The organism is Pseudomonas tremae, assembly GCF_001401155.1.
Classification (GTDB): Bacteria; Pseudomonadota; Gammaproteobacteria; order Pseudomonadales; family Pseudomonadaceae; genus Aquipseudomonas; species Aquipseudomonas tremae.
The window spans coordinates 58,066-70,525 of sequence record NZ_LJRO01000384.1 but is presented as its reverse complement, the minus strand read 5'-3'; the positions used below and the strand labels follow the sequence as shown (position 1 = coordinate 70,525).

Genomic DNA, 12,460 nt, shown 5'->3' with positions numbered 1-12,460 from the left:
AAACAGCCGAAGTAGAGTGAAGACCGCTATGGAATGGCGCAAGAAAGATCATAAAGGGGCTATCGCAGCGTTAGCGTTCCCTCTCCCCGGACGCTGTCATTTGCATATCTGCATGGGGTTGACGTTAATGGCTTCGATCAATGCGTTCGCGGCCCAGCCCGAGGTTTCCCGTGGCGATGAGCCTGTCAGGTTCAATACGGCGTTCATTCAGGGCAGCGATCAGCCTCCAGACCTGCAGGCGTTCTTGCGTACCAGCAGCGTATTGCCCGGTACTTATCGGGTTGATATCTACGTCAACCGAACATTGAGTGGCAGACGCGATATCACTTTTTCGAAAAACAGTGTGTCCGGTCTTGTTGAACCTTGCCTGTCGCTTGAACTGTTGAACAGTCTGGGTCTGGACCTGAGTCGTCTGCCCGACACTACCGAGGCTGATCAGGCCTGTTTCGACCTTCCTGCACGGGTCGGGTTTGCGCGTGTCGATTATCAGCCCGGTGCGCTGCGACTTGCTATCAGTGTGCCGCAAGCCGTCATGGCGCGGGGCGCCCGTGGTTATGTATCTCCTGAACTATGGCAGCAAGGCGCGACGGCAGCATTCGTCAATTACAACTTCAATGGCAACAGGCGCCGTAACAAAGGTCTGGCGACACATCAGTATTATATGGGGCTGCGCAATGGCCTGAACCTGGGGGCCTGGCGACTGCGCAACGAGTCTTCACTGGCGCAGGGCAGCCATCAGACCTGGCGATACCGCAGCAACCGCACCTTTGCGCAGCGCGATGTCACGTCGTTGAAAAGCCAGTTCACGGTAGGGGAAACATTTACCGACGCGCAAGTGTTCGACAGTGTTCGCTTTCAAGGCGCTGCGCTGACCTCCGATGAGGGCATGCTGTCTGACAGTGAACGGTCCTATGCCCCGGTCATTCGCGGGATTGCCGAAACCAACGCCACGGTGGAAGTTCGTCAGAACGGCTTTCTGCTGTATAGCGGCAGCGTGTCGCCCGGGCCCTTTGAAATCACCGATATCTACCCCAGTGGCTCCAATGGCGACCTGTCGGTTTCGGTCATTGAAGCTGACGGGCGCGTAAGGTCGTTCACCCAGGCCTACGCGTCCTTGCCGATCATGGTGCCCTTCGGATCGTTGCGTTACAGCCTGGCTGTCGGGCAGGTCGACAACAACGATGATGGCCAGGCATCGCCGGGGTTTACCAGCGGGGCTTTGATCTACGGGCTTTCCGAGCGAACGACCGGTTTCGGCGGGTTACAGCTGGCGGAGGATTATCAGGCCGCCAACCTGGGCGTCGGTATCAATACCGGCGTGGGCGCGGTGTCGCTGGATGTAACTCGCTCGGTCAGTCAACCGGAGCAACGCTCCCGCAGCGGCCAGAGCGTGCGGGCGCGTTACGCCAACACCCTGGACGCGACCGATACGACATTGGCGATAGCGGGTTATCGCTATTCGACCGAGAACTACCGGACCCTCAGTCAGCACGTCAGCGAAACCGATCCGCAAGGTCGGGCGCTGGTCGCTGGTCTGGCCCGGGATCGACTCGAGCTCAGTGTCACCCAGATTCTGTCTGATCAGGACGCCTCGCTGAGCCTGACCGCATCCGAGCAACGTTACTGGAACCTGCCGGGCAAGACGCGACAGCTTTATCTGTCCTACAACGCGGCCTGGCATACCGTGAATTACAGTGTATCCATCGAGCGCAACGAGGATTTTGGTCGAAGTGGCCAGGCGCGCACTGACAATCGCGTCGCCTTGAGCGTGACCTTGCCGCTCGGGTCTAATTCTGCTTCGTCGCGTTTGTCTTTCAATGCCGTGCGCGACAGTTCCGGGGCGTACAACCTTCAGGCCGGGCTGAATGGTCAGGTACTGGCGGATCGGGATACGTTCTATTCGGTACAGACCGGTCAGGACAGCAATTCAGGCAGCTTCGGTGCTGGCAAGATCACCACTTCCACCGGGACCGGCCGCTTTGAAGCCGGGTACAGTCAGGGACGGGACTACGATGCCTTGAGCCTGTCGGCGTCGGGGTCGGTGGTGGCCCATGCCGGGGGTATCAACCTGGGGCAGGCGCTGGGCGAAACCTTTGCGCTGGTTCAGGTGCCAGGTGTCAGCGGCGCTCGACTGAGGTCGTTCGGTAACGTCGAAACCGCAGGCAACGGTTACGCGGTTCTACCTTATGCCCAAGCTTATCGGACCAACTGGGTCAGCCTCGATACCCGGCAACTGGGGGCCGATGTGGACCTGGAAAATGCCATCACGCAGATCGTACCGCGCCGCGGTGCCATTCCTGTGGTGCGGTTCAAGGCTGCGACAGGTCGCCGTGTCCAGTTCGAGCTGGTACGTGCAGATGGCAGCAAGGTGCCGCTGGGTGCCAGTGTCGAGGACGAGCAGGGCAGGGCGCTGGCGGTGGTCGATGCTGGCAGTCAGGCGCTGGTGCTCAGCGAACGCGACAGTGGCAGCCTGCTAGTACGTTGGTCCGATCAACGCTGTCAGGCAATCTTTTCGTTGCCTCCCAGAGATCCGGCCCGCGCTTATGAGCGCATCAGCGTGGCCTGCCAATGAACGTCAGCAACGGGCTGTGCGCGATGATTCTGATTGCGCTGCTGGCGAGCGGTGTCGATGCGCGAGGCGCGATTTCATTGAGCGGTACGCGGCTGATCTTCGACGGGCATGACCCCGAGGCCTTCATTGAAGTGCGCAATCGCGGCAAGGGCGAGGCGCTGCTTCAGACCTGGCTGAGCGATCCGCGAGATAACGACGATACGCCACACAATCTGCGCAGATCGCTGCCGTTCGCGATCACTCCACCACTAGTAAGACTGACGGCAGGTGGGCGTCAGACGCTGCGTGTCCTGTATCAGGGCCAAGGCATGCCGCAGCAACGCGAGTCCTTGCTGCATCTTTATGTGCTGGAAGTACCTCGCCGTCAGCAAGGTATTCGCCAACTGAACATCGCCGTGCGTCAGCGCATCAACGTGTTCTATCGACCTCCAGACCTGGACGGAGATCCGGCCGATACCGCTGGCAAGCTGTTGTGGACCTTGAACTCTGGCAATGCGGGCAGCCACTTATTCACTGTCAGTAACCCGACGCCTTATCACGCATCGCTGCAAGGCCTGCGCATGGACGGTGTTCTGTTCAGTGATCACCTGCTGCTTGCGCCTGGCGAACATTTCCAACTGGTTTTACCGAAGAGCTTTTTGCCTTCTGCAAATACTCTTTTTTCGTACGGAGCCCTGACTGATTACGGCGGTCAGCGAGGCTATTGCGTACGCGTGAACGGGCAGGCGACCTACAGGGCTCGTCTGCTGGAGAAAAACGTCTTTCAGGAAGAATGCTGATATGAAATTGCTGCCCGCCAGCCTCTGGCTGCGCCCCTTGCTATTGCTGGTGATGCTCACTCCTGCTTCCGTTTTCGCGCTGGTCTGTACTACTCAGGGGGCGGTAGAAACCGAGGTTCATGAGGATCTGGACAGTGCGGTGGCAATCCCCGAGTCGACGCCTAATGGGGAAGTGGTATGGCGCTCCGAGCCGAGGGCTGTTCAGGTCGAATGCACCCGGGACGGTTCGCAATCGACCGACGAAGAGGTTTTTATCCACCTGAACCCTGACAATCGTGAAATCGGTCAGGGCATAAGGGCCGGGCTGACACTCAATGGCGCCGACTATCTGCAAGGCAGTGGCCGAATCAGTACCGGTAATCGCCTGCCTGTTTGCACTGGAGGCACCCTCGACAATTGCCCTGCGGTACGTTTCAGCCTGCCGTTTTCCGTATTTATCCAGAAGTTCGGCGCAACGCCGCCTTCCGGGGTGGCGAGCAATCTGCTCGATTACCGGTTTTTTCAACTGGGCGGCGAGACAAATCCGAATACGGCGCCAGGACGAAGCTTGAGTTATGTCATCAATAACATGAGAGGACTGCGCTTTGTGGCGTGTGATGCCGATCTGAAAGTGCTCCCGGAAAACGTGGATTTCGGCGACGTCGCCATGCTTCAGGGGGGTATCGACGAGCCGGTGGCTATACAGCCCTTTTCCCTGTCGACCAGCCGGACCTGTGAATCTCCCTTCAGTATCGACGCACGTTTTCGACCCGTATCGGGCAGTCTGGAGGGTAATTTACTGGTTCCGGTCGATAACAATTCGGTGGGTTTCACGATCAACAGCGCGGTCAGCGGGCAGCCTGTGCCGTACAACGAGGCCTTTCATCTGGCTGATCTGCTGGGCGAAACCCAGGATGCCACGGCAAATTTCGAAGCCCGATTGTTCTGGACCGGCAAGCCCCGCCAGCCTGGGCCGTTCAGTGCGGAGATGATGGTGGATCTGTTCTACAAGTAAGTGCGTCAACGACTGGACAGGAGGCTCGCGCGGTAGCCGGACGTTTGATGTATGCTGCGCGACCGCGGGCGTGTGCCCGGCTAATTCGACTTTCTGGTGACACCATGACCACGCCTGAACAAACTCCTGTTCAAGACGCCGCAACCGACTCCGTTGCAGACACTGAAAAGAAGGCGGTCATTGCGCCTTTCAGCTTTCCGTTCAAGCCTTCGGAGTTCGCTCAGGCGAAAAAGGAGCAGGCCTGGCATCAGAAAGCCAACAAACACGGCCACCACAAGACCCCAGGCGTGGCCCCGGCCGGTACCCGAAGGTCAATGGGTAAACGCTGATATCCGGGTTGTCGGTTTCAGGCCGCCTGTAACGGAATGAACAAGTAGGATGCCGGTTCCCGGTCTGTCACGTCAGCACCCTCCTGCTGCAAGGCCGCCAAGGCATCCTGTCCGGCCACATGAAACGCCCAGTCTGCGCGTTCTGTCACGGCATCGTTGCTGTCAGCGAGCTGCTCGATGGCGGCAGCGAATGCCTTCATGTCAGGCAGGTACGCGACAAATCCGTTGCCCTTGAGCGCAGTGGTACGCATGCCCAGTCGTTGGCATATGAGCTGTTTGGCCGCTATCTCGTCCCTGTCAGCCTGACGGGATTGTTCAATCAGGCTGGCCAGTTGGGTATCGACCAGCGTGCCGCCGACGATCAGGTCTGGGCCCTGTTCCCACGATTCAGGCGGGCAGCCCTTTAGCTCAGGTCGTAGCGGAATGTGAGGATTGATCTCCATCGGATAAATCCGGCATACCAGCGGTCGGCGCTCGTAAATCCGGCACAGGTTTTCTTCGTCAAGATTCCGGCAACGTCCGACGTTATAGGCTGCGAAGGTGATTGCCACGAAGGCTTTCGTATTGCCGCAGTCTACTTCGGTCGAGCGCCGGGAAGCATGGTTGCGTTGCGTCTCTGAAACACCGTAACCATTACTCAAAAACGCTTCGGTCAGCACGATCACGTTGCCGCCGTCTGCCGCCCATTGCGCGGCTTCGACGAGCGTGAGGGGCACGTGATGGTCAGTGCAGCATCCGCCGCAACCTACGCAGGAAAACTTAATGTCCATTGCTTCAATGATCCGTTCGAGAATAGGCGGCAAATGACGGTTATCAGTCATTTGTCCGGCTTATACGGCTCAGGAAGCAAGTTGTGCGCCAGCGAAGTATGGTTCGCTGAAAGCGTCAGGGAGTCGGGAGAGGGAAGCGCCTGACGTAGGACATGCCTGATTTTTCGTAGAGACGCCGGGCTACATGATTGTTTTCCGTCACGTGAAGGTCCACTGCCGCTTCGCCGCGGGTATTCGAAGGGGCGGCCAGATGGGCGAACAGGTGATTGAGCAAGGCAGAACCGATGCCATTGTTTCGCAGCTCGGGGTGCACCACCAGATCTCTGACGAAGGCGCTGGTCCAGCAGATGATCACCCCTGCGACTGTATCTTCGGAAATGGCCAGAAAACATCGTGACAGATCGAACTCAGGATCGCGCTCGAATGCGCTCCGCCAGGTGTGATAATCCGGGACGCTGCCTTGCCCTGTGCGATAACCCGATGCCAGCAAACTGTGAGTTTCTGGCGCGCGCTCAAGTGTCAGTGCGCTGGGCAAGACACCCGAAGGCCAGGGCGTGGAGGGGATTGGTAGGCAGAGATCCCGACGCATCAACCAGTAGTGGTCAGCAGATGCATCGGTCATGTCAGTGCGTGTTTCGGCTGCGGCTTCAGGGATCAGAGCCCTTGAGCGACTACCGTTCGCGCGGCCTCGATCAGGCATTTGGTCAACTCGGGTGACGAGAACTTGGTCAGGACAGCGTTGGCCCCGGCAATCTGCGACTTCTCACTGTTCATCGCGCTATCGAGCGACGTATGCAGCAGAATGTAAAGGTCGCTGAAATCAGGTGTGTCTCTGAGTGTACGGGTCAGGGCGTAGCCATCCATCTCCGACATTTCGATGTCGGACACCACCACGTTGATCTGTCGCGCAGTACCCTGCAGATCCAGCAGCACGTCGATCGCTTCTTTGGCGCTACGAGCCGTGTGGCATTCGATACCGAGATTGCGCAGCGTGATGATCGACTGCTGCAGCGCAACCTGGCTGTCGTCGACGACCAGAATCCGCGCCTTGCCGAGCACCTCTGCATCTTCCTTCGCCAGTTCCGTAGACTGCACGGCGATCTGCGCCGGGGCAATACCGTGAATGACTTTTTCGATGTCCAGCACCTGAACCAGAACGCCGTCGACCTGGGTTACCCCGGTAATGAACGACTTGCTGCTGGACCCGTAGGGTGGCGGACGAATGTCTGTAGTCAGGCAATGCACAATCTTGCTCACCGCCTGAACGTGCAGGCCCTGTTTCGAGCGGCTGACGTCGGTGACAATCAGGCAGCCGCCGTCCGGGTCGGCCAGCGGACGCTCGCCGATTGCACGGCTGAGGTCAATGACCGACAGCGATGAGCCGCGCAATGTCGCGATGCCTTTGACGTGCGGGTGCGATTCAGGAAGATGGGTCAGGGGAGGGCAGGGGATGATCTCGCTGACCTTGAGCAGGTTGATCGCCATCAGCTTGCCGCTGCGCAACGTGAAGAGGAGCAGCGAAAGTGAATCTGCTCGGACGTTCTTGGACATATTAACCTTCTGGCTGTAGGTGTTTCGTCGCCTGGAAGCGGCAAACAACTTTCTATCTCAGGTTATCGACCTGTGGCGTGCTTGCTTGAGGATTTTTAACAGTCAGCCGTAAGCCGCGTCCAGAGAGCAGCGCTCGACTGAGTGGTCGATTGCCTCAGGTCAGGCGCCAATAGTGGCACTTTGGTTTCCGGAACGTCAAACCATACAGGGGTGCGACACGTTGTCGCTTCAGCGTCCGGCATAGGCCGTCCGCCTCTCCCACGGCCGGCTTGTTGACCAGAACTCAGCCTGCGGCAAAATACCGCAGCTATATATAGAAGAGGTGGTGCGACAAACTGACGCATCCTTCTATATATAGAAGGGCTCGATTTCGGTTTTCGGTAAAAAGCCCGCTAAAGACCATCCGGCTGGCAAATCAGCCCGTATGGATGGCGAATGCTTGAGTTGCCAGTCCAGACAGATGATCATCGCGCACGCATCAGAGCGTCTGGGCGGTGCCCTCCTGCTCAAACCTTTGCCCGCGACTGGCGCGGCAATGGCAAACCACTCATCAGTAAGGTATGTGAATGAGCGACAACACGTTGTACCTGAGACGCGAGAAGCGCTTTCTGGTTTTGCTGGGGATCATCTGCCTGGCCCTTATCGGCGGTGCCCTGTACATGCAGATCGTGCTGGGTGAGGCGCCTTGCCCTCTGTGTATCCTGCAGCGCTATGCACTGCTGTTCATCGCGATCTTCGCGTTCATCGGTGCCGCCATGTCCGGGCGTCGCGGTGTCACGGCGTTCGAAACGCTGGTGACCCTCAGCGCGCTGGGCGGTATCGCCGCCGCCGGCCGTCATGTCTGGATTCTCGCCCATCCGTCCGAGAGCTGCGGAATCGATGTGCTTCAGCCGATTGTGGATGGCCTGCCATTGGCTACACTGTTTCCTACAGGGTTTCAGGTGAGCGGCTTTTGTACGACGCCATATCCGCCAGTACTCGGATTATCTCTCGCGCAGTGGGCGCTGGTAGCGTTCGTACTGACTGCGGTTCTGGTGCCGGCGTGCATTATCCGTAACCGCCGCAAACCATACTAAATACAGGGGCTTTCGTGAAAACAGCCTCGTGATTACGAGGCTTTTTTCGGGCTTGAGAGAAGGTTTTCAGAGTTATTGTTACTGGCTACGAGATTAACTGTTACAAAATTAGGCATAGTCATTAAAAATTTACATATCTACAATCCCCAACACTTGTCGTCCAGCCTGGCTGAACGATCAGCATTTTGAGGCTTGGAGCGTCCCCTGTGCACTCTGAACAGGCAGCGCAACGCTTGCCTCGGAGGGCGTATAATGGCCGCGTCGAAAGCGTCTGCCCTGAATGACGGGCAGTTCCAGCAACTCAAAAACAAGAATCCATTGCTCAACCCGGACTTGTCGATATGCCGCTGTGCGTACTGGCAGGCTCTTGTTCAATTCAAAAAAATTAGCCGGCACTGGCAGGGCGAAGTGTTGGCGGTCGAAACCCAACTGCACCGCGCAAGCTGCTTTTAGAGGTCGTGAAATGAGTAAAAAAAGGTACCCCAGGTTTTTTGGCTTCTTGGCCCTTTTCGGTATGCTTCTGCTCACTGGATGCGACGGCGTACCTCTGCTCGATCCAAAAGGGCAGGTGGGTATTGAGCAACGCAACCTGATTATAATCGCTACGTTGCTGATGCTGATCGTCGTGATCCCGGTCATCCTGATGACCCTGATCTTCGCCTGGAAGTATCGCGCTTCGAACAAGGCTGCCAAGTACACGCCGGACTGGTCGCACTCCACCAAGATCGAAATCGCAGTCTGGGGCGTACCCATGCTGCTGCTGGTCTTCCTGGGGTACATCACTTACGTCTCTACGCACGAGCTGGACCCTTACCGTCCACTTGAGTCTGACGTCAAGCCGGTCACCATTCAGGCTATCTCGGTCGACTGGAAGTGGGTATTCATCTACCCGGACTACGGCATCGCCACAGTCAACAAGATCGTGTTCCCTGCCAAGACGCCGATCAATTTCCAGGTCACGTCGGACAGTGTGATGAACTCGCTGTTCATCCCCGGCCTGGGTGGTCAGATCTACGCGATGGCGGGCATGCACACCAAGCTGCACCTGATTGCCAACGAGAATCACGAGTTCAACGGTATGTCGGCCAACTACAGCGGCGCGGGCTTTACTGGTATGAAGTTCAAGGCCACTGCCACCAGTCAGGCTGATTTCGACGCCTGGGTCAGTGAAGTCAAGAACTCACCCAAAAAGCTTGGCACTGCTGAGTACGCCGAGCTGATCAAACCGAGCGAACGTAACCCCGTCGAACTCTTTTCCTCGGTCACCCCGAACCTGTTCCAGATCGTCATCGACAAGTATGAAGGTATGAATCCAGGCAAGAAGGTCGTCGCTGGCGAGAAAGAAGTGGCCGGTGACGCTGGTGCGGAAAAAGGCAAAAATTCAGCTGCTGGGGCAGAGGAGTAAACGATGTTTGGCAAATTAAGTCTGGAAGCGGTACCGTTCCACGAGCCGATAGTCATGGTGACACTTGCCATGATCGCGCTTGGCGGTATTGCGGTTGTCGGGTTGATCACCTATTTCCGCAAGTGGACATACTTGTGGTCTGAGTGGCTCACTTCCGTTGACCACAAGAAAATCGGCGTGATGTACATCGTCGTTGCCATGGTCATGCTGCTGCGCGGCTTTGCCGACGCAATCATGATGCGTACTCAACTGGCAATGGCCCAGAACGGTGCCGAAGGGTTCCTTCCGCCTGAGCACTATGACCAGATCTTCACCGCTCACGGTGTGATCATGATCATCTTCATGGCGATGCCGTTCTTCACGGGTCTGATGAACATCGTTCTGCCTCTGCAGATCGGCGCTCGCGACGTGGCGTTCCCGTTCCTGAACTCCCTGAGCTTCTGGTTGCTGGTAGCAGGCATGCTGCTGATCAACCTGTCTCTGGGTGTCGGTGAATTCGCCAAGACCGGCTGGGTTGCGTATCCGCCTCTTTCCGGGCTGCAATACAGTCCTGGTGTGGGGGTTGACTACTACATCTGGGCGCTACAGTTATCCGGGTTAGGTACGACGCTGACGGGGGTCAACTTCCTCGTGACCGTGCTGAAAATGCGTACCCCTGGCATGAAACTGATGGACATGCCGATCTTCACCTGGACCTGCACCTGGGCAAACATCCTGATCGTGGCTTCTTTCCCGATCCTGACCGCTACCCTGGCGCTGCTGACTCTTGACCGCTACATGGACTTCCACATTTTCACGAACGAAATGGGTGGTAACCCCATGATGTACGTGAACCTGTTCTGGGCGTGGGGTCACCCTGAGGTATACATTCTGATCCTGCCGGCCTTCGGTGTGTTCTCGGAAGTTATCTCGACGTTCTCCGGCAAGCGACTGTTCGGCCACAAGTCGATGATCTTCGCTTCCGGTGCGATCTGTATCCTTGGGTTCATGGTCTGGCTGCACCACTTCTTCACAATGGGTGCGGGTGCCAACGTCAACGCCTTCTTCGGTCTGGCGACGATGCTCATCGCGATCCCGACGGGTGTGAAACTGTTCAACTGGCTGTTCACGATGTATCAGGGCCGTCTGCGCTTCACCGCGCCAGTACTCTGGACCCTGGGCTTCATGGTCACCTTCTCGATCGGCGGCATGACCGGCGTTCTGTTGGCGATCCCTGGTGCTGACTTCGTACTGCACAACAGCCTGTTTGTAATTGCTCACTTCCACAACGTGATCATTGGTGGTGCGGTATTCGGTTACATCGCCGGCTTCGCGTTCTGGTTCCCTAAAGCGTTCGGTTTCAAACTGAACGAGAAGTGGGGCAAGGCAGCGTTCTGGTTCTGGATCGTCGGCTTCTTCGTCGCGTTCATGCCGCTGTACGCGCTGGGCTTCCTGGGCATGACCCGTCGCCTCAACGCTACCGACATGCCAGAGTGGAACATCTACCTGGACGTCGCGCTGTTCGGTGCCGTGCTGATTGCCATGGGTATCGCTTCGCAGCTCATCCAGCTGTTCGTGAGCATCCGTGACCGCGACAGCAACCGCGATCTGACTGGTGACCCATGGAATGGCCATACCCTGGAATGGTCCACTTCGTCGCCACCGCCGTTCTACAACTTTGCCGAGCTGCCCAAGGCTGACGACATCGATCCGTTCACCGATGCCAAACGTGCCGGTACCGCTTACCAGGTTCCTGCCCGCTACTCGGCGATCCACATGCCTAACAACACGGCTACCGGCCTGTACATGGGTATGTTGCTGACGGTCTTCGGCTTCGGGTTCATCTGGCACATCTGGTGGCTGGTAGGCGTAAGCCTGGTAGCAACCATCGCAGTCTTCGTCGCTCATGCCGTACGTGACGATCAGGGCTACATGGTGCCTGCTGAAGATGTAGCGCGTATTGAAGGTGAGCATCACAAGGTCCTGGCGGCCAATGGTGCATACACTCCTGTCAAGTCCTCGCTGGAACAGGTTTAAACATGTCAAATATTGCTATCAACTCCGGAGCCCACGATCACGGTCACGACCATGATCACGGGCATGACGATCACCACGACAGCGGTGGCATGACGGTCTACGGCTTCTGGCTGTACCTCATGACCGACTGCGTGTTGTTCGCCTCGTTCTTCGCGGTCTACGCCGTGATGGTCAACAGTGTCGCGGGTGGCCCGTCGGGCCACGACATCTTCCTGCTGCCATTCGTGGCAGTGGAAACCGCGTTCCTGCTGGTCAGTAGTATCACCTACGGCTTTGCCATGCTGGCGCTGTACAAGGGCAACAAGAGTCAGGTGCTGGGCTGGCTGGCACTGACCTTCCTGTGTGGCGCTTCCTTCATCGGGATGGAAGTCTATGAATTCCATCACCTGATCCACGAAGGCTTTGGTCCGAGCCGCAGCGGCTTCCTGTCAGCGTTCTTCGCGCTGGTCGGCCTGCACGGCGTCCACGTGACCAGCGGTCTGATCTGGATGGCAATCATGATGTTCCAGGTCCAGAAAAAGGGCCTGACCAACACCAACAAGACGCGCCTGAGCTGCCTTAGCCTGTTCTGGCACTTCCTGGACGTTGTCTGGATCGGCGTGTTCACCGTTGTCTATCTGATGGGAGCTTTGTAATGTCGAATTCGCATCACTCCGCTGAAGACAATAGTCACGGCTCCGTGAAGTCGTACATCATCGGTTTCGTACTGTCGATCATCCTGACCGCCATTCCGTTTGCCCTGGTGATGTCGCCTTCGCTGCCGAAGGACATGACGATTGCGATCGTCCTGGTCTTCGCGATCATCCAGATCCTCGTGCATTTGCATTACTTCCTGCACCTGGACTTCACCAGCGTGCAGCGCAACAACGTGATGGCCTTCGCCTTTACCACGATGGTTATCGTCCTGCTGGTTGGCTTGTCGCTGTGGATCATCTTCAGCGTCCACCGCGAAATGATGGCGCATTGAG

The 12,460-nt window shown here is 57.4% G+C and carries 12 protein-coding genes; 9 read left to right on the top strand and 3 right to left on the bottom strand.

From position 1 onward, the window contains the following. Positions 1 to 28 precede the first annotated feature (28 nt). The 4 genes from ALO43_RS21620 to ALO43_RS21605 all read left to right on the top strand — a co-directional run bounded on the left by ALO43_RS21620 (position 29) and on the right by ALO43_RS21605 (position 4,674). The gene (locus ALO43_RS21620) at positions 29 to 2,572 is read left to right on the top strand and encodes a fimbria/pilus outer membrane usher protein (protein WP_083492222.1); all 2,544 of its coding nucleotides are present in this window, start codon (positions 29 to 31) and stop codon (positions 2,570 to 2,572) included. Continuing rightward, a complete protein-coding gene (locus tag ALO43_RS21615) occupies positions 2,569 to 3,351 on the top strand; it encodes a fimbrial biogenesis chaperone (RefSeq protein ID WP_005891452.1) in 783 nt (260 codons plus the stop codon). The genes ALO43_RS21620 and ALO43_RS21615 overlap by 4 nt, the downstream gene beginning before the upstream one ends. Before the next feature lies 1 nt (position 3,352). Continuing rightward, positions 3,353 to 4,345, top strand: a complete 993-nt coding sequence (locus ALO43_RS21610; protein WP_054998032.1) for a fimbrial protein — start codon at positions 3,353 to 3,355, stop codon at positions 4,343 to 4,345. Positions 4,346 to 4,449: 104 nt separating this feature from the next. Then, positions 4,450 to 4,674, top strand: a complete 225-nt coding sequence (locus ALO43_RS21605) for a hypothetical protein (RefSeq protein ID WP_005891455.1) — start codon at positions 4,450 to 4,452, stop codon at positions 4,672 to 4,674. Between the two features lie 17 nt (positions 4,675 to 4,691). On the opposite strand, the gene ALO43_RS21600 is transcribed toward ALO43_RS21605, so the two are convergent. From ALO43_RS21600 to ALO43_RS21590, 3 genes are all read right to left on the bottom strand, one after another. After that, on the bottom strand, positions 4,692 to 5,444 hold the full coding sequence (locus ALO43_RS21600; RefSeq protein WP_024671306.1) for a YkgJ family cysteine cluster protein: 753 nt from the start codon (positions 5,442 to 5,444) through the stop codon (positions 4,692 to 4,694). A 115-nt stretch (positions 5,445 to 5,559) separates the two neighbouring features. Next, complete coding sequence (locus tag ALO43_RS21595) at positions 5,560 to 6,033, bottom strand: GNAT family N-acetyltransferase (RefSeq protein WP_024671305.1); 474 nt, start codon at positions 6,031 to 6,033, stop codon at positions 5,560 to 5,562. A gap of 65 nt (positions 6,034 to 6,098) precedes the next feature. Further along, positions 6,099 to 6,995 (bottom strand): chemotaxis protein, encoded by an 897-nt coding sequence (locus ALO43_RS21590; protein ID WP_024671304.1) that lies wholly within the window; start codon positions 6,993 to 6,995, stop codon positions 6,099 to 6,101. A gap of 566 nt (positions 6,996 to 7,561) precedes the next feature. Between ALO43_RS21590 and ALO43_RS21585 the strand changes: the two genes are divergently transcribed. From ALO43_RS21585 to cyoD, 5 genes are all read left to right on the top strand, one after another. Further along, positions 7,562 to 8,071 (top strand): disulfide bond formation protein B, encoded by a 510-nt coding sequence (locus ALO43_RS21585; protein WP_005891461.1) that lies wholly within the window; start codon positions 7,562 to 7,564, stop codon positions 8,069 to 8,071. A 463-nt stretch (positions 8,072 to 8,534) separates the two neighbouring features. After that, positions 8,535 to 9,476: a ubiquinol oxidase subunit II gene (gene cyoA, locus ALO43_RS21575; RefSeq protein WP_024671303.1), complete on the top strand. Its 942-nt coding sequence runs from the start codon at positions 8,535 to 8,537 to the stop codon at positions 9,474 to 9,476. Positions 9,477 to 9,479: 3 nt separating this feature from the next. Continuing rightward, complete coding sequence (gene cyoB / locus ALO43_RS21570; protein ID WP_005891464.1) at positions 9,480 to 11,492, top strand: cytochrome o ubiquinol oxidase subunit I; 2,013 nt, start codon at positions 9,480 to 9,482, stop codon at positions 11,490 to 11,492. Positions 11,493 to 11,494: 2 nt separating this feature from the next. Next, the gene (locus tag ALO43_RS21565) at positions 11,495 to 12,127 is read left to right on the top strand and encodes a cytochrome o ubiquinol oxidase subunit III (RefSeq protein ID WP_024671302.1); all 633 of its coding nucleotides are present in this window, start codon (positions 11,495 to 11,497) and stop codon (positions 12,125 to 12,127) included. Continuing rightward, positions 12,127 to 12,459, top strand: a complete 333-nt coding sequence (cyoD, locus tag ALO43_RS21560) for a cytochrome o ubiquinol oxidase subunit IV (RefSeq protein ID WP_002552345.1) — start codon at positions 12,127 to 12,129, stop codon at positions 12,457 to 12,459. Before ALO43_RS21565 ends, cyoD begins: the two co-directional genes overlap by 1 nt. Position 12,460: the final 1 nt, after the last annotated feature.

What these genes read in the sequence shown, in the direction of transcription:
- cyoD (WP_002552345.1), top strand. Translation starts at nt 12,127, where the DNA reads ATGTCGAATTCGCATCACTCCGCTGAAGACAATAGTCACGGCTCCGTG.
- ALO43_RS21590 (WP_024671304.1), bottom strand. Translation starts at nt 6,995, where the DNA reads ATGTCCAAGAACGTCCGAGCAGATTCACTTTCGCTGCTCCTCTTCACG.
- cyoA (WP_024671303.1), top strand. Translation starts at nt 8,535, where the DNA reads ATGAGTAAAAAAAGGTACCCCAGGTTTTTTGGCTTCTTGGCCCTTTTC.
- ALO43_RS21585 (WP_005891461.1), top strand. Translation starts at nt 7,562, where the DNA reads ATGAGCGACAACACGTTGTACCTGAGACGCGAGAAGCGCTTTCTGGTT.
- ALO43_RS21565 (WP_024671302.1), top strand. Translation starts at nt 11,495, where the DNA reads ATGTCAAATATTGCTATCAACTCCGGAGCCCACGATCACGGTCACGAC.
- ALO43_RS21615 (WP_005891452.1), top strand. Translation starts at nt 2,569, where the DNA reads ATGAACGTCAGCAACGGGCTGTGCGCGATGATTCTGATTGCGCTGCTG.
- ALO43_RS21620 (WP_083492222.1), top strand. Translation starts at nt 29, where the DNA reads ATGGAATGGCGCAAGAAAGATCATAAAGGGGCTATCGCAGCGTTAGCG.
- cyoB (WP_005891464.1), top strand. Translation starts at nt 9,480, where the DNA reads ATGTTTGGCAAATTAAGTCTGGAAGCGGTACCGTTCCACGAGCCGATA.
- ALO43_RS21600 (WP_024671306.1), bottom strand. Translation starts at nt 5,444, where the DNA reads ATGGACATTAAGTTTTCCTGCGTAGGTTGCGGCGGATGCTGCACTGAC.
- ALO43_RS21595 (WP_024671305.1), bottom strand. Translation starts at nt 6,033, where the DNA reads ATGCGTCGGGATCTCTGCCTACCAATCCCCTCCACGCCCTGGCCTTCG.
- ALO43_RS21605 (WP_005891455.1), top strand. Translation starts at nt 4,450, where the DNA reads ATGACCACGCCTGAACAAACTCCTGTTCAAGACGCCGCAACCGACTCC.
- ALO43_RS21610 (WP_054998032.1), top strand. Translation starts at nt 3,353, where the DNA reads ATGAAATTGCTGCCCGCCAGCCTCTGGCTGCGCCCCTTGCTATTGCTG.